At 67.0% G+C, this 24,973-nt stretch carries 22 protein-coding genes and 1 pseudogene; 12 read left to right on the plus strand and 11 right to left on the minus strand.

Going from position 1 to position 24,973, the window contains the following annotated elements:
- The first annotated feature begins 123 nt into the window (after nucleotides 1-123).
- The 4 genes from AC5P8C_RS04540 to AC5P8C_RS04555 all read left to right on the plus strand — a co-directional run bounded on the left by AC5P8C_RS04540 (nucleotide 124) and on the right by AC5P8C_RS04555 (nucleotide 6,735).
- The gene (locus tag AC5P8C_RS04540; RefSeq protein WP_019660623.1) at nucleotides 124-2,226 is read left to right on the plus strand and encodes a M13 family metallopeptidase; all 2,103 of its coding nucleotides are present in this window, start codon (nucleotides 124-126) and stop codon (nucleotides 2,224-2,226) included.
- A 222-nt stretch (nucleotides 2,227-2,448) separates the two neighbouring features.
- Nucleotides 2,449-4,455, plus strand: a complete 2,007-nt coding sequence (locus tag AC5P8C_RS04545) for a M13 family metallopeptidase (protein ID WP_019660624.1) — start codon at nucleotides 2,449-2,451, stop codon at nucleotides 4,453-4,455.
- Nucleotides 4,456-4,580: 125 nt separating this feature from the next.
- A complete protein-coding gene (locus tag AC5P8C_RS04550; RefSeq protein ID WP_019660625.1) occupies nucleotides 4,581-5,075 on the plus strand; it encodes a VOC family protein in 495 nt (164 codons plus the stop codon).
- Nucleotides 5,076-5,151: 76 nt separating this feature from the next.
- Nucleotides 5,152-6,735 carry a phytoene desaturase family protein gene (locus AC5P8C_RS04555; protein ID WP_495218372.1) on the plus strand — a complete coding sequence of 528 codons (1,584 nt, stop codon included), beginning with the start codon at nucleotides 5,152-5,154 and terminating at the stop codon, nucleotides 6,733-6,735.
- Between the two features lie 104 nt (nucleotides 6,736-6,839).
- Here AC5P8C_RS04555 and AC5P8C_RS04560 read toward each other — a convergent pair whose 3' ends face one another.
- The 7 genes and pseudogenes from AC5P8C_RS04560 to AC5P8C_RS04590 all read right to left on the minus strand — a co-directional run bounded on the left by AC5P8C_RS04560 (nucleotide 6,840) and on the right by AC5P8C_RS04590 (nucleotide 12,363).
- Nucleotides 6,840-7,514, minus strand: coding sequence for a rhomboid family intramembrane serine protease (locus AC5P8C_RS04560; protein WP_164144891.1), 675 nt, complete (start codon nucleotides 7,512-7,514; stop codon nucleotides 6,840-6,842).
- 93 nt (nucleotides 7,515-7,607) lie between these two features.
- The gene (locus AC5P8C_RS04565; protein ID WP_239502454.1) at nucleotides 7,608-7,946 is read right to left on the minus strand and encodes an MGMT family protein; all 339 of its coding nucleotides are present in this window, start codon (nucleotides 7,944-7,946) and stop codon (nucleotides 7,608-7,610) included.
- Nucleotides 7,943-8,863 (minus strand): DMT family transporter, encoded by a 921-nt coding sequence (locus AC5P8C_RS04570; RefSeq protein WP_019660628.1) that lies wholly within the window; start codon nucleotides 8,861-8,863, stop codon nucleotides 7,943-7,945. The genes AC5P8C_RS04565 and AC5P8C_RS04570 overlap by 4 nt, the downstream gene beginning before the upstream one ends.
- A 159-nt stretch (nucleotides 8,864-9,022) precedes the next feature.
- Nucleotides 9,023-10,381 (minus strand): glutathione-disulfide reductase, encoded by a 1,359-nt coding sequence (gene gorA / locus AC5P8C_RS04575; protein ID WP_019660629.1) that lies wholly within the window; start codon nucleotides 10,379-10,381, stop codon nucleotides 9,023-9,025.
- Nucleotides 10,378-10,521 (minus strand): annotated as a pseudogene (locus tag AC5P8C_RS04580) (amino acid dehydrogenase); the annotation flags it as partial. The gene gorA and the pseudogene AC5P8C_RS04580, both read right to left, overlap by 4 nt.
- A gap of 15 nt (nucleotides 10,522-10,536) precedes the next feature.
- The gene (locus tag AC5P8C_RS04585; RefSeq protein WP_495218373.1) at nucleotides 10,537-11,781 is read right to left on the minus strand and encodes a DUF418 domain-containing protein; all 1,245 of its coding nucleotides are present in this window, start codon (nucleotides 11,779-11,781) and stop codon (nucleotides 10,537-10,539) included.
- Nucleotides 11,782-11,880: 99 nt separating this feature from the next.
- The gene (locus AC5P8C_RS04590) at nucleotides 11,881-12,363 is read right to left on the minus strand and encodes an FKBP-type peptidyl-prolyl cis-trans isomerase (protein WP_111098588.1); all 483 of its coding nucleotides are present in this window, start codon (nucleotides 12,361-12,363) and stop codon (nucleotides 11,881-11,883) included.
- Between the two features lie 111 nt (nucleotides 12,364-12,474).
- On the opposite strand from AC5P8C_RS04590, the gene AC5P8C_RS04595 reads away from it, so the two are divergent.
- Nucleotides 12,475-13,014, plus strand: coding sequence for a C40 family peptidase (locus tag AC5P8C_RS04595; protein ID WP_031270212.1), 540 nt, complete (start codon nucleotides 12,475-12,477; stop codon nucleotides 13,012-13,014).
- Between the two features lie 131 nt (nucleotides 13,015-13,145).
- A complete protein-coding gene (locus AC5P8C_RS04600) occupies nucleotides 13,146-13,919 on the plus strand; it encodes a C40 family peptidase (protein WP_005414115.1) in 774 nt (257 codons plus the stop codon).
- 220 nt (nucleotides 13,920-14,139) lie between these two features.
- On the opposite strand, the gene AC5P8C_RS04605 is transcribed toward AC5P8C_RS04600, so the two are convergent.
- Nucleotides 14,140-15,474: a dicarboxylate/amino acid:cation symporter gene (locus tag AC5P8C_RS04605; RefSeq protein ID WP_019660634.1), complete on the minus strand. Its 1,335-nt coding sequence runs from the start codon at nucleotides 15,472-15,474 to the stop codon at nucleotides 14,140-14,142.
- 153 nt (nucleotides 15,475-15,627) lie between these two features.
- On the opposite strand from AC5P8C_RS04605, the gene AC5P8C_RS04610 reads away from it, so the two are divergent.
- The 5 genes from AC5P8C_RS04610 to AC5P8C_RS04630 all read left to right on the plus strand — a co-directional run bounded on the left by AC5P8C_RS04610 (nucleotide 15,628) and on the right by AC5P8C_RS04630 (nucleotide 20,883).
- Nucleotides 15,628-17,334 (plus strand): alkaline phosphatase, encoded by a 1,707-nt coding sequence (locus AC5P8C_RS04610; protein WP_019660635.1) that lies wholly within the window; start codon nucleotides 15,628-15,630, stop codon nucleotides 17,332-17,334.
- The gene (locus tag AC5P8C_RS04615; protein ID WP_019660636.1) at nucleotides 17,331-17,876 is read left to right on the plus strand and encodes a WG repeat-containing protein; all 546 of its coding nucleotides are present in this window, start codon (nucleotides 17,331-17,333) and stop codon (nucleotides 17,874-17,876) included. The genes AC5P8C_RS04610 and AC5P8C_RS04615 overlap by 4 nt, the downstream gene beginning before the upstream one ends.
- A gap of 555 nt (nucleotides 17,877-18,431) precedes the next feature.
- Nucleotides 18,432-19,718 (plus strand): tRNA lysidine(34) synthetase TilS, encoded by a 1,287-nt coding sequence (gene tilS, locus AC5P8C_RS04620; RefSeq protein ID WP_233653889.1) that lies wholly within the window; start codon nucleotides 18,432-18,434, stop codon nucleotides 19,716-19,718.
- Between the two features lie 36 nt (nucleotides 19,719-19,754).
- A complete protein-coding gene (locus AC5P8C_RS04625) occupies nucleotides 19,755-20,015 on the plus strand; it encodes an exodeoxyribonuclease VII small subunit (RefSeq protein ID WP_005410522.1) in 261 nt (86 codons plus the stop codon).
- The gene (locus AC5P8C_RS04630) at nucleotides 20,005-20,883 is read left to right on the plus strand and encodes a polyprenyl synthetase family protein (protein ID WP_233653888.1); all 879 of its coding nucleotides are present in this window, start codon (nucleotides 20,005-20,007) and stop codon (nucleotides 20,881-20,883) included. Before AC5P8C_RS04625 ends, AC5P8C_RS04630 begins: the two co-directional genes overlap by 11 nt.
- 111 nt (nucleotides 20,884-20,994) lie before the next feature.
- Here the strand turns inward: AC5P8C_RS04630 and AC5P8C_RS04635 are convergent, their stop codons facing one another.
- Together AC5P8C_RS04635 and pmbA are read right to left on the minus strand one after the other, a co-directional pair.
- Nucleotides 20,995-21,366, minus strand: coding sequence for a DUF4870 domain-containing protein (locus tag AC5P8C_RS04635; RefSeq protein ID WP_019662100.1), 372 nt, complete (start codon nucleotides 21,364-21,366; stop codon nucleotides 20,995-20,997).
- 87 nt (nucleotides 21,367-21,453) lie between these two features.
- Nucleotides 21,454-22,821 carry a metalloprotease PmbA gene (gene pmbA, locus AC5P8C_RS04640; RefSeq protein WP_019662101.1) on the minus strand — a complete coding sequence of 456 codons (1,368 nt, stop codon included), beginning with the start codon at nucleotides 22,819-22,821 and terminating at the stop codon, nucleotides 21,454-21,456.
- A 67-nt stretch (nucleotides 22,822-22,888) separates the two neighbouring features.
- Between pmbA and yjgA the strand changes: the two genes are divergently transcribed.
- Nucleotides 22,889-23,479, plus strand: a complete 591-nt coding sequence (gene yjgA, locus AC5P8C_RS04645) for a ribosome biogenesis factor YjgA (RefSeq protein ID WP_019662102.1) — start codon at nucleotides 22,889-22,891, stop codon at nucleotides 23,477-23,479.
- 41 nt (nucleotides 23,480-23,520) lie between these two features.
- Here yjgA and tldD read toward each other — a convergent pair whose 3' ends face one another.
- The gene (gene tldD / locus AC5P8C_RS04650; RefSeq protein WP_019662103.1) at nucleotides 23,521-24,966 is read right to left on the minus strand and encodes a metalloprotease TldD; all 1,446 of its coding nucleotides are present in this window, start codon (nucleotides 24,964-24,966) and stop codon (nucleotides 23,521-23,523) included.
- Nucleotides 24,967-24,973: the final 7 nt, after the last annotated feature.

The raw sequence follows: 24,973 nt of genomic DNA on the forward strand, positions 1-24,973 counted from the left end.
AGCGGCCCCCTTGCACCCGGCCATGACCTTCGACACCCTTGCAGGTCTGGCCGGCGGCGTATCGTTCGGCCCACGGCCGTCCCACGGCCTTTCCCTGACTCACTCGGCCTGGAGGCCATCAAAGTGACCCGTACTCCCAAGATCGTGCTGCTGACCCTGGCCGTTTCGGCCGCGCTGGTCGGCTGCGGCAAGACTGAAACCCCGGCCAAGGACGCCACCGCCTCCACGCCGGCCGCGGCCGAAGCCACCAACTACACGCTGGACGAAAGCAAGCTGCCGGCCTACAACGCTTTCCAGCCCAGCGATCTGGATACCACCAAGGACGCCTGCGGCGCCTTCGGCGACTATGTGAACAGCAAGTGGCTGGCCGCCAATGAAATTCCGGGCGACCGCACCAGCTGGGGTGCGTTCACCATCCTCGACGAGCGCTCGGTGGCCGTGCAGCACCAGCTGGCCGAACAGGTGGCGCAGGTCAAGAATCCGAACCACATCGAGAAGATCGTCGGCGACCTGTGGGCCACCGGCATGGACGAGGCCAAGATCAATGCCCAGGGCATCGAGCCGCTGAAGGCCGACCTGGCCGCCATCGACGGCCTGCAGGACAAGGCGGCCATCGCCGATTACCTGCGCACCAGCGCGGCCAGGGGCGACAACGTCCTGTTCGGCTTCGGTGCCGAAGCCGACTTCAAGAACTCGGCCGTGAACATGGCCTACGCCAGCCAGGGCGGCCTGGGCCTGCCGGACAGCACCTATTACACCGACGCCAAGAATGCCGACAAGCTGAAGGCCTACCAGGCGCACGTCGCCAAGGTGCTGGAGCTGTCCGGTGTCGCCGCTGCCGACGCCGCCAAGCAGGCCGAGGACGTGGTCAAGTTCGAGACCCGCCTGGCCAAGGCCTCCAAGTCGCGCGTGGAGCTGTCGCGCAACGTCGAGCTGTACTACAACCCGGTCACCCTGGCCGATGCCGACAAGCTGACCCCGAACTTCAGCTGGACCGAGTTCTTCAAGTCGCAGGGCGTGGCCGCGCCGGAGAAGTTCTCGCTGGCCATGCCGGCCTTCCATGAGGAAGTGAGCAAGGCGCTGGGCGATACCGACCCGTCGGTGTGGCGCGCCTACCTGCGCTTCCACACCGTGGACAGCGCCTCGCCGTACCTGGCCGATGCCTTCGTGCAGGAAAACTACGAGTTCTACGGCAAGACCCTCAACGGCCAGAAGGAACAGAAGCCGCGCTGGAAGCGCGTGCTGGGCACCATTGAAAACGATGCGGGTGAAGCCTTCGGCCAGCTGTACGTGAAGGTTGCCTTCTCGCCGGAAGCCAAGGCGAAGATGGAAGAACTGGTGAAGAATCTGGCCGCCGCGCTGAAGGAACGCATCCAGGGCTTGAGCTGGATGAGCGAGGAGACCAAGGCCAAGGCCATCGCCAAGTGGGAAACCTTCACCCCGAAGATCGGCTACCCGGACAAGTGGCGTGACTGGTCGGGCCTGCAGACCCAGCGCGACAGCTTCCTGGGCAACGTGCGCGCGGCCAACGAGTTCAACTACAAGTTCAACCTGTCCAAGATCGGCAAGCCGGTGGACAAGACCGAGTGGGGCATGACCCCGCAGACGGTCAATGCCTACTACAACCCGCTGCAGAACGAGATCGTGTTCCCGGCCGCCATCCTGCAGCCGCCGTTCTTCGACCCGAAGGCCGACGACGCATTGAACTACGGCGGCATCGGCGCGGTGATCGGCCACGAAATGACCCATGGTTACGACGACCAGGGCGCGCGCTTCGGGCCGACCGGCAACATGGAAGACTGGTGGACCGCCGCTGACAAGAAGAACTTCGAAGGCCTGACCGGCAAGCTGGTCAAGCAGTTCGACCAGTACAAGGTCGACGGCCAGGCGGTGAACGGCCACCTGACCCTGGGTGAGAACATCGCCGACCTGGGCGGCCTGGCTACCGCCTACGATGCCCTGCAGAAGGCCAGCGCCGGCAAGGAAGACCCGAAGGTGGACGGCTTCACCCGCGACCAGCGCTTCTTCTTCAACTGGGCCACCGTGTGGCGCACCAAGTACACCCCGGAGAACGCCAAGGTCCGCCTGGCGACCGACCCGCACGCCCCGGCGCAGTTCCGCGCCATGGGTGCACCGTCGAACCTGCCGACCTTCGCGGCCGCGTTCCAGTGCAAGGCCGGTTCGCCGATGGCCCGCACCGGCGAGCAGCAGGTGGTGATCTGGTAAGTCCTGGCTGACGCTGTTGCAGACCTGCAAAGGCCCGGGAATTCCCGGGCCTTTGTTTTTCCGGGGTGTCTTTCATCCACGCATGGCGTGGATCTACTGATCCCGGCGCTTCCCGGTAACTGCCGACCTTGGTCGGCGAATGCACCGCGACGCGTGCATCCCGCGCCCATGTCCGGCTTGCTATAGTGCGCGCGCCCTCAATCCATCACGGATTCGTTCCACATGCCCAACTTCCGTCCGCTTGCCATCGCCCTGGGCATCAGCCTGGCGACCCTGGTCCCGACTCACGATGCGTTCGCCGCCAAGAAGAAGGCCGCACGCGCTCCGGCCGTCAGCGCCCAGTGCAGCGACTTCTACGACGCCACCAATGCAGGCTGGCTGAAGGCCAACCCGGTGCCGCAGACCGGCGCCGTCACCGCGCTGGGACAGCTGGTTGACCGCAGCCGCCAGCAGCAGCGTGAACTGCTCGACGCCGCGATGAAGTCGCCGCAGGGCAATGTGCAGAAGCTGCTGGGCGACTTCTGGGCCAGTGGCCTGGACGAAGCCGCCGTGGAAGCAGACGGCTCCAATCCGATTGCGCCGCTGCTGACCCGCATCAACGCCATCAAGAAGGCCAAGGATGTGCCGGCCTCGATCGCCGCGCTGCACCAGGTCGGCATCCCGGTGGCCTTCAACTTCGGCCCGGACGTCGACCTGAAGGCGCTGGATCGTCACATCGGCTACTTCATGCAGGGCGGCATGGGCCTGCCGGATCCGGCGTTCTATACCCGCACCGACGCCGACACCGTGGCGCTGATGGGCCGCTACCGCAACTACGTCAAGCAGATCCTGGCGCTGACCGGTACCCCGGCCGCCAAGCTGGATGCCGAGTCGCAGGCGGTGATCGCGCTGGAAACCGAACTGGCACGCAATGCGCAGTCGCTGGCCGGCATCAACAACCCGTTCAACAACTACGCGCCCATCTCCACCAAGGAGCTCAACAGCCGCTACCGCAACCTGCAGCTGGACGCGTTCCTGAAGGCACAGGGCGTGGACGATGACCTGGTCTCGCTGGCCGACCCGGGCCTGTTCAAGCAGCTCGATGGCATGGTCACCAAGCTCAAGCCGGAGCAGTGGAAGGCGTACCTGCGCTGGCGCGTGGGCGACTCGATGGCGCCGTACCTGTCCAAGGCCTACCGCGACGCCGAGTTCGAATTCCGTGGCCGTGTGCTGCGTGGCCAGACCCTGCCGCCGCAGCGCTGGGAATCCGTGCTGGATGCAATCAATGTGGCCGCCGGCCCGATGGTCGGTCGCGAGTACGCCGCCCGCTACCTGTCGGCCGAAGATCGTCGCCAGGCCGCATGGATCGTCGACAAGGTGCGCGAAGTACAGATCGAGGCGGTAAAGAACAGCAGCTGGATGAGTGCCGAAGCCAAGACCGAAGCGCAGGCCAAGCTGGCTGCGCTGAAGATCGAGATCGGCACTCCACTGCGCGACCTGGACTACAGCGTGCAGCCGATGGGCCGCGGCTCGTTCGGTGGCAATATGCTGATCGCGTCGACCTGGCGCCATCGCGAGGAAATGAAGCGAATCGGCAAGGGCAACGCCGACCGTCGCTGGGACGTGCTGCCGCAGCAGCCGTCGCTGGCCTATGACCTGGCGCAGAACCGCCTGATCGTCACCGCCGCGATCCTGCAGGGCCCGGTGTTCAACGCCAAGGCCGACGCCGCCGACAAGTTCGGCAGCTTTGGTGGTCTGGTCGGCCATGAACTGACCCGTGCGATCGATGCCAAGGGCGCGCTGGTCGATGCCAAGGGTGAGCTGCGCAGCTGGTGGACTCCGGCCGACAAGACCGCCTGGACCCTGCTCGGCAATCGCGTGGCCGCGCAGTACAGCGCCTACGACTTCCCGGGCGTGAAGGGTGCCAAGGTCAACGGCACGCTCACCCAGGAAGAGAACCTGGCCGACATCGCCGGCCTGGAACTGGCCTGGGCCGCATACACCGCGCAGGAGCCGAAGGCCAAGCCGGCACAGCAGCAGGGCTTCTTCCGCGCCTGGTCGACGTTGTGGGCGCAGCAGCTGTCGCCGAACGAGGCCGCGCGCCGCCTGACCGCCGACATCCGCGCGCCGGGCCTGTGGCGCAGCAATGGCACGCTGGCCAACTTGCCGGCCTTCGGTGCCACCTTCAGCTGCAAGGCCGGCCAGCCGATGCAGCGCAGCGAAGCCGAGCAGATCAAGGTCTGGCGCTGAGCCAGCCGTCACGCTGGGGATGCAGAGGGCGCCTTCGGGCGCCCTTTTTTTTGCGGATGCAGCACGATCCCGGGTTAACACCGCCCGTGCTATCGCTGCGCCTTCGTCCGCTGCGGAGCCCGACCATGGCACACAAGAACACGATCTGTATCTGGTACGACAACGGCGCGCTCGAGGCCGCCACCTTCTATGCCAACACCTTTCCCGACAGCGCGGTGAGCGCTGTCCACCACGCCCCGGGCGACTACCCGGACGGCAAGGAAGGCAACGTACTGACGGTCGAATTCACGGTCTGCGGCATCCCCTGCGTCGGCCTCAACGGCGGCACCGCGTTCAAGCACAGCGAAGCATTTTCTTTCCAGATCCAGACCGAGGACCAAGCCGAGACCGACCGCCTGTGGAACGCGATCGTCGGCAACGGTGGCCAGGAGAGCCAGTGCGGCTGGTGCAAGGACCGATGGGGCGTTTCCTGGCAGATCAGCCCACGCATGCTGATCGAAGCGGTGACCAGCCAGGACAAGGCACTGGCCAAGCGCGCCTTCAACGCGATGATGCCGATGAAGAAGATCGACATCGCCACCATCGAAGCGGCAATCAAAAAAGGGGACGGAGGGGATTAAGTCGTTATTCCCCATTGTCTGTGACCCAATGCGAATTGCGACTTAATTCCCTCCGTCCCCTTTTTCCGAGGTGCTGATGTCCTGGGATGCGATCATCATCGGTGGTGGCCACAACGGCCTGGTCTGCGCGGCCTATCTCGCACGCGCTGGCAAGAAGGTGCTGGTGCTGGAACGTCGTGGCGTTCTCGGCGGCGCGGCGGTCACCGAGGAATTCCACCCCGGGTTCTGCAACTCGGTGGCGTCCTACACGGTGTCATTGCTGCAGCCGAAGGTGATCGACGACCTGCAGCTGCATGCGCATGGGCTGCGCATCATCAATCGCCCGGCCAACAACTTCCTGCCATTGCCGGACGGCCGCTACCTGCTGTCCGCACCGGGCCGCACCCAGGTCGAGGTCGCGAAGTTCTCCGAGCGGGATGCACAGCGGCTACCCGAATACGAAGCGCGCCTGGAGATCTTCGCCGACGTGCTGCGCGCCTGGGCCCTGCGCGCGCCACCGGACCTGGGTGTAGCAGGCGGTTGGCGTGCGCTGCCCGCGCTCTGGCAGATGGGCCGCCTCGGCCGCGAACTGGCAACGCTGGATGCTTCGCTACGCCAGGAACTGCTGGACCTGTTCACGCTGTCGGCCGCCGAGTACCTGGACCGCTGGTTCGAAAGCGAGCCGATCAAGGCCCTGTTCGGCTTCGACGGCATCGTCGGCAACTACGCAAGCCCGTATACACCGGGCAGTGCCTACGTGCTGCTGCACCACGTATTCGGCCAGTGCAATGGCATGAAAGGTGCGTGGGGCCATGCGATCGGTGGCATGGGCGCGATCAGCCAGGCCATCGCCACTGCCGCGCGGGAGGCCGGGGCCGAGCTACGCGCGGATGCCGGTGTGCAACGCCTGCTGATCGAGCAGGGTCGTGTCGTGGGCGTGGCACTGGCCAACGGCGAAATCCTGCGCGCACGCGCGATGATCGCCAACGTCAATCCAAAGCTGCTGTACGAGCAGATGCTGGCACCGGAGCAGGTACCGGACGCAACGCGCGAACGCATGGCGAACTGGCGCTGCGGTTCCGGCACGTTCCGGATGAATGTCGCGCTGTCGCAGCTGCCGGACTTCCGGGCTCTGCCCGGTCCCGGCGATCACCTCAGCGCCGGCATCATCATGGCCCCAAGCCTGGATTACATGGACCGTGCCTGGCTGGATGCGCGTCGCAATGGCTGGTCACGCGAACCAATCGTGGAAATGCTCATTCCCAGCACGCTGGACGATTCGCTGGCGCCGCCGGGGAAGCACGTCGCCAGCCTGTTCTGCCAGCACGTGGCGCCCGTGCTGCCCGGTGGGCGTCACTGGGATGATCATCGTGAAACGGTGGCCGATCTGATGATCGCCACCGTTGAACGGTATGCGCCGGGTTTCGCTGGCAGCGTACTGGGCCGCCAGGTGCTGTCACCGCTGGACCTGGAGCGCACCTTCGGCTTGATCGGCGGCGACATCTTTCACGGAGCGCTCAGTGCCAACCAGTTGTTCTCGGCACGGCCGATGGTTGGCCAGGCTGGCTATCGTGGCGCCCTGCCCGGCCTGTATCTGTGCGGGTCGGGAACACATCCCGGGGGCGGCGTGACCGGTGCGCCGGGGCACAACGCGGCACAGGTAGTGCTGCAGGATCTCTAGAGCCGTGCCGACCAACGGTCGGCACCTACCGCGTCAGATGATCCTGGCCAAGGTGTGCCAACCGAGGTTGGCACCTACCCGCGTGAAGCGAGGCGCATCGCGCCTCACTTCACGCTGCGCAGATGGTTCGGGCGCTTCGGCGGGCCGGGCGGGCGGCGATTGTTGAACGGCGGCTGCCCGCGCCAGTAGCGGATCAGCAACCAGCCAAACAGCATGCCGCCCAGGTGCGCGAAGTGGGCCACGCCTGGCTGCCAGCCGGTCATGCCCAGCACCAGTTCGCCCACACCGAACAGGATCACGAAGGTCCGTGCCTTCATCGGGATCGGCGGGAACAGCAGCATCACCCGCTGGTTCGGGAACAGCATGCCGTAGGCCAGCAGCAGGCCGAACACGCCGCCGGAGGCGCCCAGCACCGTGGCCGGATTCTCCAGCAGCGTTCCCACCAGCAGCTGGCAGACACCGGCACCGGCCACGCAGACCAGGTAGTACAGCAGGAATCGCTTCTCGCCCCAGGTCTGCTCCAGCGGCGCACCGAACATGAAGACCGCCAGCATGTTGAAGAACAGGTGGCCGAAGCTGCCATGCAGGAAGCCATAGGTCAGCAGCTGCCACGGCTGGAAGTTGCCGCCCGGCGAGAACGCATCGAAGCCCTGCTGCAGCGGTTGCAGCATGAACGGCTCGAAGGTCTGCATGCCGAGCAGGAACGGCTGCTGCAGCAGGAACAGGATCGCGTTGGCGATCAGCAGGGCCTTGGTGACGGTTGGCAGTCGCGGGAACATGGGAGCACCGGCATGGAACGACCTCCATCATAGCCGCAGCACCGCGCCTTGTTGGCGACCCGCAGGTCCGGCCTGTTCAGTCGCCAGCGGCGCTCAGCCCGGCCCCCATACGGCAGCATCCAGCGCTACCGTCGGATCGGTCGTGGGCATCCGCACCCGGCCGTTCTCAACCACCACGCCCTCGGCACGCAGCCGCTGCGATTGCTCACGCCAGCCCGCCGACCCTTCTTCCATGGCAATGCGCCCATCCGAGCGCAGCACGCGGTGCCAGGGCAGGTCCGGGTCGTCGTTCTGGCCCAGGATGCGCGCGGTCAGGCGTGCTCGCCCGGGCAGGCCCGCGCGCATCGCCACCTGTCCGTAGCCCATCACCTGCCCAGCCGGGATCGCGCGGATCACCGCCAGGATGCGCGCACGCGCCTGCTCCGGCGTCAGCGCCGCAGGCGGGTCACCAGCAGAACGCCGATCAGCACCAGCACGGTACCGGCGATCTGTGCCGGCCCCATCGGTTCGTCGAGCAGCCATAGGCTCATCACGATGGTGGAAACAGGGCCCAGCATACCGACCTGCGCGGCAAGCGACGAACCCACGCGCTGCACCGCCAACATGATCGCCAGCACCGGCAGCACCGTACAGACAGTGGCATTGACCAGCGACAGCCACTGTACCGGCGCCGGTGCCTGCCACAGCAGTGGCAGCGGATGGGTCACCGCGAAATGCAGCAGCACCAGCACGCTGGCCACGCAGCTGGCATAGGCGGTCAGCCGCACTGCACCGATGCGCGCGACCACCTGCCCGCTGCCGAACAGGTACAGCGCGTAGCTGAGCGCACTGCCCAGCACCAGCAGGCTGCCGACGATGATCTGGCCGCCCTCGCGCTGCAGGTCGTGCCCGAAGGCCAGCAGCACGCCGAGGTAACTCAGCACCAGCGCGCCGATCTGCCAGCGTCCCGGCCGCTGGCGCGCCAGCAGCACGTTGATCAGCAGTACCAGGGTCGGGTTCAAGTACAGGATCAGCCGCTCCAGGGTCACGCTGATGTACTGCAGGCCCTGGAAGTCGAGCAGGCTGGACAGGTAATAGCCGGTGAAGCCCAGCCACAGCACGCGGGCGCGATCAGCCCAGGACAGCGGCTCGGCCCGGCGCGCGGCCCACAGGGCCATCAGTACGAACAGCGGCAGCGCCATCAGCATGCGCAGCGCGAGCAGCGTGGTGGCATCGACGCCATGGCGCAGGCCGAGCTTGACGATGATCGCCTTGCCCGACGCGGCAATGGCACCGATCGCGGCGAGGCCGATGCCGCCCAGCGCAATGCGTGGGGAAGCCGTAGCGATGCGGGAAGCGGGAGTGGACATCAGGACGACGGCGGGCCGCGCAGGGCGGCCCGGTAAGACGTGGGGACGCCCATTGTCGCACGGGGGCGCCCGCTGCCCTGTAGAGCCGAGCCCGCGCTCGGCTTCGCCAGGCCGGGGCGAAAGGCAGCCGAGCAGGGCTCGGCGCCACAACGGCCCGGCTCAGCGCATCAGCACCACTTCTTCGGCCGAGGTCGGGTGGATCGCCACGGTGTCGTCGAACTGGGCCTTGGTCGCGCCCATCTTCACCGCCACGGCAAAGCCTTGCAGGATCTCGTCGGCCGCTTCGCCCAGCAGGTGGATGCCCACCACGCGTTCTTCCGGGCCGGCACAGACCATCTTGAACAGGCTGCGCTGGGGGCCGTTGGCCAGCGCCTGCAGCATCGGGCGAAAGCGGCTGTGGTAGACGCTCACCTGGTCGAAACGCCGGCGCGCTTCCTCCTCGCTCATGCCCACCGCGCCCAGCGGCGGATGCGAGAACACCACGCTGGCCACGTTCTCGTAATCCATCTTCGACTGCGGGCGGCCCCCGAACAGCCGGTCCATCAGCCGCCGCGACGCGGCCACCGCTACCGGGGTCAGGCCGACCTTGCCGGCGATGTCGCCGACCGCATGCACGCTCGGCACACGGGTGGTCTGCCACTCGTCCACCTGCACCTGCTCGTGCTCGCCGATGTCGATGCCGAGCGCTTCCAGACCCAGGCCACGGCTGTTGCCGCGGCGGCCGGCAGCGAAGAACACCGCATCGAACACGCTGTCGAGCGGGCCATCATGGCCGAATGCACGTACGCGCTCACCATCGCGCTGCAGTTCGCGCAGGCGATAGCCGAAATGGATGCGCACGCCCTGCTGCTTCAGGTTCTCGGCCAGCTGATCGGTCAGCTCGTAGTCGAAGCGATCCAGCAGCCGCTGACCGCGCACCAGCAGGCTCACCCTGCTGCCCAGTGCCTGCAGCAGGCCAGCCAGCTCCACCGCGATGTAACCGCCACCGATGATCGCCACCTCGGCCGGTGCCGCGCGCAGATCGAAGAAATCATCGGAAACCAGGCCCAGTTCCGCGCCGGGAATGTCCGGGCGCAGCGGGTGCGCGCCGGTGGCGATCAGGATGTGTTCGGCGCTGTAGCGCACGCCATCGCTGCAGGCCACGGTGTGCGCATCGAGCAGATGGCCGCGCGCCGGAATGCGCACCACGCCGGTTTCGTCCAGGCGCTTGTGGTAGCTGGTATGGATATTGCTGATGTAGGCCTGGCGATGTATCACCAGTTCCTTCCACGACAGCGCCGGGCGCGCTTGGACATCGAAGCCCATCGCACTGGCCAGGCCGATGCGCTCATGCAGGTCAGCTGCCAGCCACATGGCCTTCTTCGGCACGCAACCGACGTTGACGCAGGTCCCACCCAGTTCGCCCGGCTCCAGCAGCGCCACGCGCTTGCCGTGCTGCGCGGCGCGGATCGCACCGGCCAGGCCGGCGGAGCCGCCGCCGAGGACGATCAGGTCGTAGTCATAGGGTGCAGTGCTCATCGGAATCGCTCGGGTCGGTAGGGGGCAGGGTCGATCACCGGCGTACGGACGCAGACGAGATCGGCGATCAGCTGGCCGTTGCCAGCGCTCATGCTGATGCCGAGCATGCCATGCCCAGCTGCAAGCCAGACGTGAGGATGCGCGCCCTGCATCGATCAGCCCTGCCCGGCTCCACGCCGCATCGGTGGCCACTGGCGATAGGTCATTGCACGCCATAGCCATTCCACCGGACCAAAGCGGAAGCGCGCCAGCCACGCGTGCGAAACAGCCACCTGCGCTGCGAATACCAGCAGCGCGAACAGCAACTGCACGCTGCGCGGCATCCGCTCGAACCTGCCCAGGCCATAGTGGTAGAACAGCCAGGTACACAGCAACGACTGGGCCAGGTAGTGGGTCAATGCCATGCGCCCCACCGGCGCCAGCCATCCCAGCCGCGCGCGCCAACGCACGATCCACGCCAGGTAACCCAGGCACATCGGCAGCCCGCCGATCGTCACCAGTGCCATCGCTGCGGTCACCGGCAGGTCGTAGGCGCCCGGTGCCAGATACGGCTTCCAGGCAACGCCGAGCAGCGTGACCGCCAGGCCCAGCGGCAGCGCCACCCAACGCAACAGCACGTACAGCCGTGGGAAGCGCTCGGGTGATACCAGTGCACCGCTGCTGGCGAACCAGCTGCCGATCAGGAACATGCCCAGCACTTCCGGACCGGTAATCAGCAGCGCGCCCATCGACGATCCGAACTCGTGCAGGCGCTGCGCGGTGGCCTGCATCCAGCTGCCGTGCCCGTACACCAAGCGCTGCTGCGCGATGGCCTGCTGTGCTTCGGCAAGCATCTTCTGCATGTCTTCGGCCGAAGCCATCGACACCATCGCGCCCACCAGCAGCATCAGCGCAACGCCGCCCAGATAGACGATCACGCCCATCCACGGCAGCCAGCTGCGCGGCGCCTCGCGGCAGGCCAGCAACGGCAACGAGACCAACGCGTACATCACCAGGATGTCGCCGGACCAGACCAGCAGCGCGTGGCACAGGCCGATCAGCAGCAGGCCGGCGCTGCGGCGCAGGTAGAACGGGGTGAAGTCGCGCCCGGCCACCTCGGCGCGTTGCGCCATCACCGCAAAGCCGGCACCGAACAGCAGCGAGAACAGGGTGAAGAACTTGCCCTGCACGAACACATAGACGAAGGCGTCGGCCCAGTAATCGATGCCCCGCCAGTGCAAGTCAATGCCGGTGAAGGCCAGGTCCAGCGGACCGCTGAAGGCCTCGATGTTCATCAGCAGGATGCCCAGCAGCGCGGCACCACGCAGCACGTCCAGCACGGCGATGCGTTCGCCGGAAGCCACCGGCTGCAGGGAAGGAGAGACAGCGTTCACGGGGCGTCCGTCAGGCAGGTCCGCCATTATGCCGCCGGCCCGCGCGCCATGGATGGCCGCGCCATGTTCCAGAAACGCAACGGCCCGCCGAAGCGGGCCGTCGCATCCATCACGATCGCGCTGCGATCAGTGCTGGTGACCACCGTCGCCGTGGACGTGGCCGTGGTCGAGCTCTTCCTTGCCGGCTTCGCGCACATCGACGATTTCCACGTCGAAGTGCAGGTCCTTGCCGGCCATCGGGTGGTTCAGGTCGACGTCCACGACGCTCATGCCGACCTTCTGCACGGTCACCGCACGCGGGCCGAAGTTGGTCTGCAGCACCACCTGCTGGCCCGGGGCCAGCTTGGTGTTGCCGAAGTGCTTCTTCGGCACGCGCTGGGACAGGCCCTCGCGGCGCTCGCCGTAGGCATCGGCCGCCTTGACGTCGACGCTGAAGGTCGCGCCGGCTTCCTTGTCCATCATGGCGTTTTCCAGGCCCGGGATGATGTTGCCATGGCCGATCAGGATCGCCAGCGGCTCGCCGCGGTCCTTGGACGATTCAATCGGCTCCTGGCCGACTTCGGAAACGGTGTAGTGGAAGCGGACAACGCGGTCTTTTTCGATCTTCATGCGCAACTCTGTCTGGATCTGCCGGAGGCAGGCGGGTTGGGGCGGGTTGTCGCCCGACGGGGACGCCGCCATCATGACGGCCATTCCAAGGTGGCGCATTATCCGGAGATCATGCACATCACGCCAGTTTCGTCCGGCCCGCGCCGGTTTCTCGCCCCGGCCCTGCTGCTGGCCCTGCCCGTGTTGATGACCGCCTGTGGCGGCGGCAAGGCCACCCGCCCGGCGCCGCCCCCGCCGACGGCGAACTGGCCGAAGACCGTGCCGGACAACCCCGAGGCCGCCAACTCGGTGCTGATGCGGGCCATCAGCCTGGTCGGCACGCCCTACCGCTATGGCGGCAACACCCCGGACTCGGGCTTCGACTGCAGCGGGCTGGTCGCCTATGTCTATCGCGAGATGCTGGACCTGCGGCTGCCGCGCACCTCGCGCGACCTGGCGGCGGTACAGGGCCCCAGGATCGATCCGCAACGCCTGGCCACCGGCGACCTGGTGTTCTTCGGCAGCCGCGGCAGCGTCACCCACGTGGGCATCTATGTAGGTGAAGGGCGTTTTGTGCACGCGCCGAGTACCGGCGGTACGGTTCGCCTGGACTCGCTCAGTGGCCCCTACTGGAAAGACCACTACACGGGCGCGAAACGTGTCCTTCGCTAAGCTGAACAGGCGATATATCTAAAACTGTGAGATACGTCACTATATAAATAACGATTTTATAACGGAATTTTTAACTTATCCGCGCTTTTACAGGGCATGATGCCCCATCGTTTTTTTCCTGTGACCGACGCGTGACGACTGACGACCTGAAAAGCGAAGGCCAGACTTCCGTATCTTCACGTAGTGCCCGCCCGCTGTTGCTTGGCCTGGCACTGTGCCTGACCAGCCTTCCGGCCTGGTCGCAGACTGCTCCAAACCGTTCCGATGTGACCCCGGCCCCGGTGGCCGAGAGCACCGCCCGACCGGCCGCCAAGGCCGAGGCTGCCGCTCCGCAGCGCAGCCGAGTCGATGCCGCCGCCAGTGCCACGCTGGCCGCCCTGCTGCCGCACCTGGCCGCCAACGACACCATTCCGCTGATGGATCGTTCGGCCGTGGTGGCCGGTGACCTCAGCCGCCTGCTCGCCAACTACGACACCAGCAGCGCCGCCAATGGCAGCGTCGTCGGCACCGCCGCCGACAACGGCAAGGTGCAGTCGCTGCTGCGCCGCGCGATGACCCTGCTGGGCACCCCGTACCGTTGGGGTGGCAGCAACCCGGACAGCGGTTTCGACTGCAGCGGCCTGGTCGGCTATGTGTTCCGTTCGGCGCTGGGCATCGAGTTGCCGCGCGTCTCGCGCGAGATGGCGCACGATGACAACGCCGAACTGATCAACGACCGCACCGCGCTGGCGGCGGGCGACCTGGTCTTCTTCGGCCGCAAGGGCCGCGTCGACCACGTCGGCATCTATGTCGGCGACGGCCGCTTCCTGCACGCCCCCAGCTCGGGCAAGGATGTGCGCGTGGACACCCTGCTCAGTGGCTACTGGGGCAACAAGTTCATGCAGGCCCGCCGGGTGGATCTCTGACCCCTGGCGCTACAGCGCCGCCTGATGCAAGAAGCCGCTGCCCTGCAGCGGCTTTTTTGTTGGGCCCGTAATGGTGGGTGGCTGCCGACCTTGGTCGCCACCGGCTCCATCCATGCATGGTGTGGATCAAGCGGAGGCCGCCTTGGCCGACACCGCCTCGGCCATCCCCCAAACAAAAGGCCCGCCGGTCAGGGCGGGCCTTTCAATTCAGCACACCACCTCAGGCGCGCGGTGGTGTCGGGTCGGGATCATCCACGCCCACGTTGCTGGACGGGTTGTCGTACACCGCCTGGTCAAGCAGCCCGGTCTCCTTGGCCACGATCACCGGTACCAGCATCTGGCCCGTCACGTTCGTCATCGTGCGCATCATGTCCAGGATGCGATCAATGGCATACAGGTAGCCGATGGTCTCCAGCGGCAGGTTGGCCGCACTCAGCACCACCGTGGCCATGATCACCGCAGTACCCGGCACGCCGGCGGTACCGAAGCTGCCCAGCACCGAGGCGATCAGCACCACCACGTACTGCTCCGGAGTCAGCGGCACACCGCTGTACTGTGCGATGAACACCGCGCACAGCGCCGGGTAGATCGCGCCGCAGCCGTCCATCTTGATGCTGGCGCCCAGCGGCACCGCAAACGAACCGTAATCCTTGTTCACGCCCAGGTTGTGGGTGATCGAACGCAATGCCACCGGCATCGCCGCGAAGCTGGAAGAGCTGACGAACGCAACCTGCATGCCCGGCGCCGCACCGCGGAAGAACTTCAGCGGGTTCAGTCCGTGCGCCAGCAGCAGTGCGCTGTAGACCACCACGATGTGCAGGGCGCAGGCCACGTACAGCGCCAGCACGAAATGCCCCAGCGGCAGCAGCTTCTCGAACCCGTAGCTGCCGACCAGACCGGCGATCAGGCCAAAGGTGCCGATCGGGGTGACTTCCAGCACGAAGCGGGTCACCTGGATCATGATGTCGCTCATCTGGCCGACCAGCTTGCGCGCCTCGGTCACCTTCTCGCCGAGCTTGACGATGGCGAAGCCGACCAGGCCAGCGAAGAAGATGACCGGCAGGATCGAGCCACGGCCGGCGGCCAGCACGGTTTCGCCGGCCGCGTTGACCTTGGTGCCGATACCGGACAGCGCATAGAAGACATTGGCCGGTACCACGTCCAGCAGCACCTGCACCACGCTGGGCACTTCGCGCGGCACGTAATTGCTGGCCATCGTCAGCTGCAGGCCACCGGCGCCGGGCTGCAGCACGGTGCCCACGCCCAGGCCGACGCACACCGCCAAAGCAGCAGTGATCACGAACCACAGGAAGGTGCGGCCACTGAGCGCGGCAACCGACTTCTGGCCGTGCAGCGACGAGATCGCATTGATCACCGCGAAGAACACCAGCGGCACGGCGATCATCTTGATCAGGGTGACGTACAGCTCGCCAAGCGGGCCGAACCACGTTTCCGCGGCCGGGCCGAGCGCCCAGCCGGCCAGCGCGCCGAGCACGAAGCCACCGACCACGCGCTGCCAGAATGGAATCCGCAGCCAGGCAGAGACCAGCTTCATAGGCAATCCAGAGGGAAGGAAGGGATGCTGGCACGATAGCCCATCAACGGCTGGGGAACGACCGCCCGACCGGCAAATCAGTGTGTCATCGGCGTGCCTTGCGAGGGCGGGCATAATGAACGTCCCGTTACAGTTTGTGAGATCCCAGCGTCCATGCGCCGTTCCGTCTCCCTGTTGGCCGCCTGCGCCACCACCCTGCTGCTAGGCGCCTGCGCCAGCACCACCCCCGCCTCTGCCCCGGCCGGCCTGAAGGTCGCCGTCGATCCCGTCGCCCATCCGGCCGGCGAAACCCCGCAGTGGTGGTACCGCAGCGGCGCTGCCCAGGCCGCCGCCAACGGCGCGATGTCCGGCAAGGCCAAGAACGTCATCCTGTTCCTCGGCGACGGCATGAGCCTGACCACCGTGGCCGCCTCGCGCATCTACGAGGGCCAGCGCAAGGGGGGCTCCGGTGAAGAGAACCTGCTGTCCTGGGAGCGCTTCCCGGCCACGGCGTTCAGCAAGACCTACAACACCGATTCGCAGACCCCGGATTCGGCCGGCACCATGACCGCCATCACCACCGGTGTGAAGACCCACATGGGTGCGATCGGCGTCAGCGCCGGCAGCCGCACCGACTGTGCCGACAGCCTGTCCAAGGGCCTGCTGACCTGGCTTCAGCTGGCCGACAGCGCCGGCCTGGCCACCGGCGTGGTGTCCACCGCGCGCCTGACCCATGCCACCCCGGCCGCGACCTACGCGCACTCGCCCGAGCGCAACTGGGAAAACGATACCGACCTGACTGAAGCGGCGAAGGCGGCCGGCTGCAAGGACATCGCCCAGCAACTGCTGTCGACTTCGCGCTACGGGCGCGGCCCGCTGGTCGCCCTCGGCGGCGGGCGCGGGGAATTCACCACCGTGGAAGAGCGCGACCCGGAGTACGACGACAAGGTCGGCCAGCGACTGGATGGGCGCAGCCTGGTGCAGGAATGGCAGCAGGCCCATCCGCACGGCGCCTACGTGTGGAACAGCAAGCAGCTGGCCGCCGCCGCCAACGCACCGGCGATCCTCGGCCTGTTTGAACCGGACCACATGCGCTACGAGTACGAGCGCCCGCAGGATCCGGGCGGTGAGCCGAGCCTGGCCGAACTGACCGCAGCGGCGATCAAGAATCTGTCGAGGCACCCGGAAGGCTACGTGCTGATGATCGAAGGCGCACGCATCGATCACGCCAACCACAGCGGCAACGCCTACCGTGCACTGACCGAAACCGTGGCGCTGTCCGATGCGGTGCGCGTGGCCAGCGAGCTGACCTCGGCCGACGACACCCTGATCATCGTTACCGCCGACCACTCGCACACGCTGAACTTCGTCGGCTACCCGGCGCGCGGCAACCCGATCCTGGGCAAGGTGAAGGACAAGGGCGGCGAAGATGGCGCCGGCAAGCTGGACTACGCACTGGACGGCACCGGCCAGCCGTACACCACGCTGAGCTACGCCAATGGCCCGGGCCACACCGGCAGCAGCAACCAGCAGCCGGCCGGCCCGAAGCGCTATCCGCACAACCCGAGCAGCTTCGAACCGGCCAACGGCCGCCCGAACCTGCGCGAGGTCGACACCGAGCATCCGGACTACATGCAGGAAGCGCTGGTGCCGATGAAGTCCGAATCGCACGGTGGCGAGGACGTCGGCATCTGGGCACGCGGCCCGGGCAGCAAGGCGATCCGCGGCACGCTGGAACAGAACGCGATCTATCACATGATCGTGCAGGCCACCCCGGCCCTGCGCGAGCGCCTGTGCCAGGCCGGCACCTGCGATGACAAGGGCGTGCCGGTGCAGCTGCCGGCACCGACCGCGTTCGAGCGCAAGGCCGAGGCCAAGTGATCGCACGGCAGGCCCGCCCTGACGCTGCCAGCGGCCGCTTCGCGCGGTCGCTGGCCCTGCTTGGCATGCTGGTCAGCGCCACTGCAGCGGCACAGGCACCGGCATGCAAGCTGCTGACCGACGAACACGGGTTGTGGCCGCTGCCCAACTGCGAGGTGATCGATCACCGGCCGAAGATCAGTGCCGACACGCTGAAGGCCCTGAATTACGACGACCACGGTCTGGCAGTGGTGTACGCCGACCAGGGTTTCCACTACGTCGACCGCAAGGGCCGCAGCCTGCCGGTGCTGACCTGGGACAACGGCCCGGAAACGCCGCAGGAAGGCCTGCTGCGCGCCCGCGTAGGCAACCGTGTGGGTTACTTCGACCTGACGTTCCGCCAGGTGGTACCCGGCACGTTCGATTTCGCATGGCCGTTCCAGGACGGCGTCGCCGAGGTCTGCAATGGTTGCCGTCGTGGTACGCCGGATGCCGATGGCCACACGCCGATGGAAGGCGGAGAGTGGTTCCGCATCGACCGTTCGGGCCGTCGGGTGAAGTAGGGTTTTCGGCAGGGCTGCGCCCTGCACCTGCAGACGCAACGGCAACGGCAACGGCCGGAAGCAACAGCAACAGCGTGCATTCCGTGGGATGGCGGGGCACTGTGGGTGTGCGGGGACGGCGCGAGTACGTCCATGTAGCCTTGGTCGCCGCATCCATGCGGCTCACACCCCGCAAACCCACAGTGCCCAACCTTCGACAGTTTTCCGGCGGCTGTTGGTAGGTGTCGACCTTGGTCGACACATCTGTCAGATATCGAATGAGTCATCCACGCATGGCGTGGATCTACTGTGTCCACCAAGGTCGACACCTACCAAAGCGGTGCAAGACGCCGTTCCGACAGATCGCGGCAATCTGTCGAAGGCGGGGTGGGTCCGGTTGCGGGGGCGTGAGCCGCATGGATGCGGCGACCGAGCTTACATGGACGTACTTGCAGCGTCCCCCGCAACCGGACCCACCCCGCCATCCCTCAGCAGACCAGCTGTTGCTGTTGCTCTGGCTCGTAGCAGGTGCAGGGCGCAGCCCTGCCAAGCAAACCCCACCCTATACTTGCCGCCGTGACTGCCTTCCCTGCCCTCGTTCCGCTGGATGCGCCGCTGCTGGTGGGTTACAGCGGCGGTGTCGACTCGACCGTGCTGCTGCACTGGCTGTGGCGCTGCGCACAGGCCTCCGGCACGGCGCTGCGTGCGGTGCACGTACACCATGGCCTGCAGGCCGATGCGGACGCCTGGGTGCTGCATTGCCAGCAGCAATGCGCGGCACTGGGCATTGAACTGGCCGTGCATCACGTGCAGGTCGACAAGCGCGCGGGCCTCGGCCTTGAAGGCGCGGCGCGGCAGGCACGACGTGCAGCGTTCGCCGCCGAACTGCGCGACGGCGAAACACTGGCACTGGCGCAGCACCAGGACGATCAGGCCGAGACCTTCCTGCTGCGGGCCCTGCGCGGATCCGGCGTCGATGGCCTTGCCGCGATGTCCGCACACAGCCGCCTTGGCGAACAGCCTCTATGGCGGCCGCTGCTGGCGGTGCCACGCAGCGCACTGCTCGACTACGCGCGGCAGCACGCGCTGCGCTGGATCGAAGACCCCAGCAATGGCCACGACCACGCCGATCGCAACTTCCTGCGCCTGCAGGTGCTGCCGTTGCTGCGCCAGCGCTGGCCGCACGCGGCGTCGGCATTGGCCGGCAGCGCGACGCATTGCCGGCAGACCCGCGAACTGCTGGACGAGGAAGACGCCGAGCTGATCGCGCATCTGGAAGTGGCACCGCGCGTGCTGTCATTGGAACTTCTGCGCCAAGTGTCGCCGGGCCGCGCCGCACGCGTGCTGCGCGCCTGGGTGCTGGGCCATGCTGCAGCACCGTTGCCGGCCACGGTGCTGAAACAGGCGCTGGACGAACTGCTGCCGGCCGGCAACGATCGCCAGGCCCGTGTGCGCTGGCACGATCACGCGATCCAGCAATGGCGCGACCACGCCTACCTGCTGCCAGCCCGGCTACCTGCGCTCCCCCCCGCGTGGCAGGCCGAATGGGACGGACGCGCGCCATTGGCGCTGCCCGATGGCGGACAACTGCGCCTGCAGGGCGCCCCGGCCTTCGAACGCCCATTGCAGGTACGTGCGCGCGCGGGCGGTGAGCGCATCCTGCTACCCGGTCGCCAGCATTCGCACGCGCTGAAGGACTGCCTGCAACGTGAGCGTCTTGCCCCGTGGCGCCGCGCGCAGCTGCCGTTGATCTTCGATGGCCCGCAGTTGCTCGCCGCCGCCGACGTGGTCATCGCCGCGCCCCTGCAGGCCTGGTTGCAGGCGAACGGGGCACAGCTGCGTTGGCGTCCCGGCGGCTGGTGAATTGACCCCCGCGCGCAGCCCGTCCACACTTGCCGCATGGCCAAGAAGTCCCCCGAAAACGCCTCCCCGGTCGCCCAGTTCGAGCAGTCGCTTGAATCGCTGGAACAGCTGGTGGAGCAGATGGAAACCGGCGAGCTGAGCCTGGAAGCCTCGCTCAGTGCTTACGAACGTGGCGTCGGTCTGTATCGCCAGTGCCAGCAGGCGCTGGAACAGGCCGAACTGCGCGTGCGCCTGCTCAGCGATCCGGCGCAGCCGGAAGCATCCGAGCCGTTCGATCCGCCCAGCCATGACGGCTGAAGCCCTGTTCGCGCGCTGGCGCGACCGCATCGAGAGCCAGCTCGACGCCGCCCTGCCCTCGCCCGCCGAGGCCCCGCAACGCCTGCACCAGGCGATGCGCTACTCGGTGCTGGGTGGCGGCAAGCGCATGCGGCCGCTGCTGGTGTACGCCAGTGGCCACCTGTTCGGCGCGCAACTGGATCACCTGGACGCGGCCGCGATGTCCGTCGAGCTCATCCACGCCTATTCGCTGGTGCATGACGACCTGCCGGCGATGGACGACGATGCCCTGCGCCGCGGCAAGCCGACCACCCACATCGCCTTCGACGAAGCTACCGCCATCCTCGCCGGTGACGCCCTGCAGACCCGTGCCTTTGGCCTGCTGGCCGATGCGCCGCTGACGGCCACGCTGCGCGTGGCCTGCCTGCAGACCCTGGCCCACGCGTCCGGTGCCTCCGGCATGTGCGGCGGCCAGGCGCTGGACATCGATGCCACCGGCCAGCAACAGACCCTGGCGGCACTGACCCGCATGCATGCACTGAAGACCGGCGCACTGATCCGCGCGGCGGTGCGCATGGGTGCGCTGTGCGGCCAGGCCCACGAACCGCAGCTGGCCCAGCTCGACAGTTTCGCCGATGCACTCGGCCTGGCCTTCCAGGTCCGCGATGACATCCTGGATGTGGAAGCCAGTTCTGAACAACTGGGCAAGACCGCCGGCAAGGACCAGGCACAGGAAAAGAGCACCTTCCCGGCGCTGCTGGGCATGGACGGCGCCAAAGCACAGCTGCGCGAACTGGCAGCGCGCATGCAGGCAACCCTGGCCGGCCATGGCGAGGAAGCCGATCCGCTGCGCGCGCTGGCAACGCTGGCGGTGGAGCGCAATCACTGATTGCTGGCGGCGACGCTGCCGCACTGCGCTCACCGCGCTTGGCCCGGCACGAGCGCCAAACAACAACGCCCGGCAATGCCGGGCGTTGCATGTATCCGCGTGCGGACGAACTTACTTGATCAGGCGCAGCGCGAACGGGTAGCGGTACGCCTCGCCGTTGTTGGCCTTGACGGCGGCAATGATGCAGAACACCAGGCTGACCAGACCAACGATCGGCATCAGGATCGCGCCGATGACGACGATGGTCAGGATCATGCAGATGACCATGGCGATGGCCACGGTGATCTGGAAGTTCAGCGCTTCCTTGGCCTGGTCGGTCACAAAGGCCTTGCCCGCATCATCCTTGTTGATCAACCAGATGATCAGCGCGCCGATGAAGCCGGTGAAGATGCCCAGCAGGTGCGCAGCCAGCGCCATCGTGCGCTGGTCGGCCGGGGCCTCGGTGGTCGCCGGCGGCGGCGGGACGTTATCGAATTCGCTCACGACAAAACTCCTTTTCATTGGGTGGTCTTGACCCACCAGCACCAAGCTGGCTGCGTCAGGCGGGCATAGCTTACGCCATCGACGCCATCAATCATTACCGGCAATGGTCATCCGCCCCACCAGGATCGAGCCGGTGCGGATGTGCGAGCGCGGGTCAACATCACTGCCCACCGCTTCGATGCTGCTGAACATCTCGCGCAGGTTGCCGGCGATGGTGATGCCATCCACCGGATACTGGATCTCGCCATTCTCGACGCGGAAGCCGCCGGCGCCCCGCGAATAGTCGCCGGTCACCCCGTTGACGCCCTGCCCCATCAGCTCGGTCACCAGCAGGCCATTGCCCATCTGCCGGGCGATGTCCTGCAGCGCGCCAGCATTGGCGGCCAACTGCAGGTTGTGCACGCCACCGGCATTGGCGGTGGTCTGCAGGCCCAGCTTGCGTGCCGAGTAGCTGCCCAGCACGTAGCGCTGCAGGACGCCGTCACGGACCAGCGCCGAAGCTCGGGTGGCCACGCCATCGCCATCGAAGGCGGCCGAACGCAGGCCACGGCGCAGGTGAGGCAGTTCCTCGATCTGCATCCAGCCGGGGAACAACTGCAGGCCGACGCTGTCCAGCAGGAAGCTGGCCTGGCGGTACAGGGCACCGCCGGACACCGCCGACAACAGGTGGCCGACCAGGCTGCGCGCCACTTCCGGGGCGAACAACACCGGCATGCTGCCGGTGGCCATCGAGCGAGGCTGCAGGCGGGCGACGGTGCGCTCGGCAGCACGACGACCGACCAGGCCCACCTCCTCCAGATCCTCGCGGGCCAGCGCACTGGTGTACCAGCCATCGCGCTGCATGCCATCGCCCTGGCCGGCAATCAGCGCACAGCCCACCGAATGATGGGTGCCGCGCTCACGGCCGATGAAACCATGCGAATTGGCATAGACCGACAGGCTCTGCATGCTTGACACCGAAGCGCCGTCGGAATTGCGGATCTGCGCATCGGCCTCGCGGCCTGCGTTCTCACAGGCCAGGGCCAGGTCCACCGCCTCGTCGGCCTGCAGCGCCCACGGGTGCCAGGCATCCAGATCCGGGAAGTCGGTGGCCATCAACGCGGCCTCGGCCAAGCCGGCAGCCGGGTCATCTTCGGTATGCCGGGCGATCGCACAGGCCTGTTCGACCGTGGCGGCAAGGCTGGCCTCGTTCAGGTCGCCAGTGCTGGCACTGCCCTTGCGTTGCCCGAAATAGACGGTGACGGCGATACCGCGGTCACGGGTGGACTGCACGGTCTCAACCTCGCCAAGGCGGACATTGACCTCCAGGCCACGATCCTCGCTGCAGCTGACCTCGGCCTGGCTGGCGCCCAGCGCGCGGGCACGGTCGAGCAGCTGCTGGGAGAGGTCGGCCAGCCGTTCCAGCCGGGCCGCGCTGTCGTCGCCGACGGCCACTTCAGGGGCGATCACGTTCAATGCTTTATCCTGTACGGGTTGGGCCCGGCATCACGCCGGGCGACTTTTTTGAAATCAGGTATGGACGATGCGCGGACGCGACGAAGAAACCGGTGAATTCCACGACAAGAGCCGCAGCCAGAACCGGCGCGACGCGCTCGACGTCCTGGCCCTGGGCGAGAAGCTGGTGTCGTTGACCCCGGCCCAGCTGGCGCGCCTGCCGATCCCGGAAGACCTGCTGCCGCATATCGCCGAGTGCAAGCGCATCACCGCCCACATCGCCCACAAGCGCCAGCTGGCGTTCCTGGCCAAGCACATGCGGCGCGAAGAAGAGGCCACGCTGGATGCGATCCGCGACGCGCTGGACGCCAACAGCGAGACCGGCCGCCGCGAAGTGGCAATGATGCATCGCGTTGAGGACTGGCGCGACCGCCTGCTGGCCGAGGGTGACAAGGCACTGGCGGCCCTTCTCGACGATTATCCGCAGGCCGATCGCCAGCAGCTGCGCACGCTGGTGCGCAACGCGCAGGCCGAAAAGGCTAGGAACAAGCCGCCGCGCGCCTACCGTGAGATTTTCCAGGTGCTGCGCGGCCTGATGCTGCCGGCCGCGCTTGGCCTGAAGACGGCGGGCGACGAAGACGCCGGCCACGTCGAGACCGACGAAGCCGACGAGGACTGAGTCCGCGCCGGTCGGGGCGGTGGCGCTGGCCATCGCCCGGCTCAGGCCTGGGTACCGCCGACGGTGATGCCCTCGATCAGCAGCGAGGGCTGGCCGACACCCACGGGCACGCTCTGCCCGTCCTTGCCGCAGACGCCCACGCCCTCGTCCAAGGCCAGGTCATTGCCGACCATGCGCACCTTCTGCATGGTTTCCGGACCGTTCCCGATCAGGGTCGCGCCCTTCACCGGCGTGGTGACGCGGCCATCCTCGATCAGGTAGGCCTCGGTCGCCGAGAACACGTACTTGCCGCTGGTGATGTCGACCTGGCCGCCGCCGAAGTTGACCGCGTACAGGCCCTTCTTCACCGAACGGATCATCTCCTGCGGGTCGTGCTGGCCGGCACGCATGTAGGTGTTGGTCATGCGCGGCATGGTCATGTGCGCGAATGATTCGCGGCGGCCATTGCCGGTAGGCGCCACGCCCATCAGGCGCGCATTGAGGCTGTCCTGCATGTAGCCGACCAGGATGCCGTCCTCGATCAGCGTGGTGCACTGGCTGGGATGGCCCTCGTCGTCGATGTTCAACGAACCGCGGCGTCCGTCCAGCGTGCCGTCATCGACGATGGTCACGCCCGGGGCGGCAACGCGCTCACCGATGCGGCCCGCGTAGACGCTGGTGCCCTTGCGGTTGAAGTCGCCTTCCAACCCGTGGCCAACCGCTTCATGCAGCAGCACGCCCGGCCAGCCCGGACCGAGCACCACCGGCATCACCCCGGCCGGAGCCGGAACGGCGTCCAGGTTCACCAGCGCCTGGCGCAGCGCCTCGCGGGCGAAGGCCTCGGGGCGCCCGTCCGCAAACAGTTCTTCATACCCGTAGCGGCCACCGCCGCCTGCATAGCCGGACTCGCGGCGACCGTGGTGCTCGACGATCACCTGTACGTTCAGGCGCACCAGCGGCCGCACATCAGCACCCAGCACACCGTCGCTGCGTGCGATCAGCACCGTGTCGACGCCGCCGGACAGGCTCACCATCACCTGCTTCACGCGCGGGTCGGCGGCACGCAGGTAGCCATCCAGGCGCTTGAGCACCTCGACCTTGGCCTCGTTGCCGATACCATCGATCGGGTCCAGCGCCGGGTACAGCGCGCGCGCGTTGCCACGCAGTAGCGATCGCCCGGATTGGGCACCGCCTTCGCGTGAGATCGCACGTGCCGACTGCGCCGCCGCCAGCAGCGCGTCGGCGTGGATGTCATCGGAATAGGCGAAGCCGGTCTTTTCGCCGGAAATTGCCCGCACGCCCACGCCCTGTTCGATGGAATGGGCGCCATCCTTGACGATGCCGTCTTCCACGCTCCAGCTCTCGCGGCGGGCATGCTGGAAGTAAAGATCACCGAAGTCCACACCGGGGCCAAGCAACTGGCCGAAGGTGCGCTCCAGGCCAGCGGTATCCAGGCCGCCGGGGCGCAGCAGGCGGTCTTGGGCAAGCGTCAGGGCGATGTCAGTCATGGTTCTC

It is taken from the genome of Stenotrophomonas sp. YJH_SMC_46 (assembly GCF_059370315.1).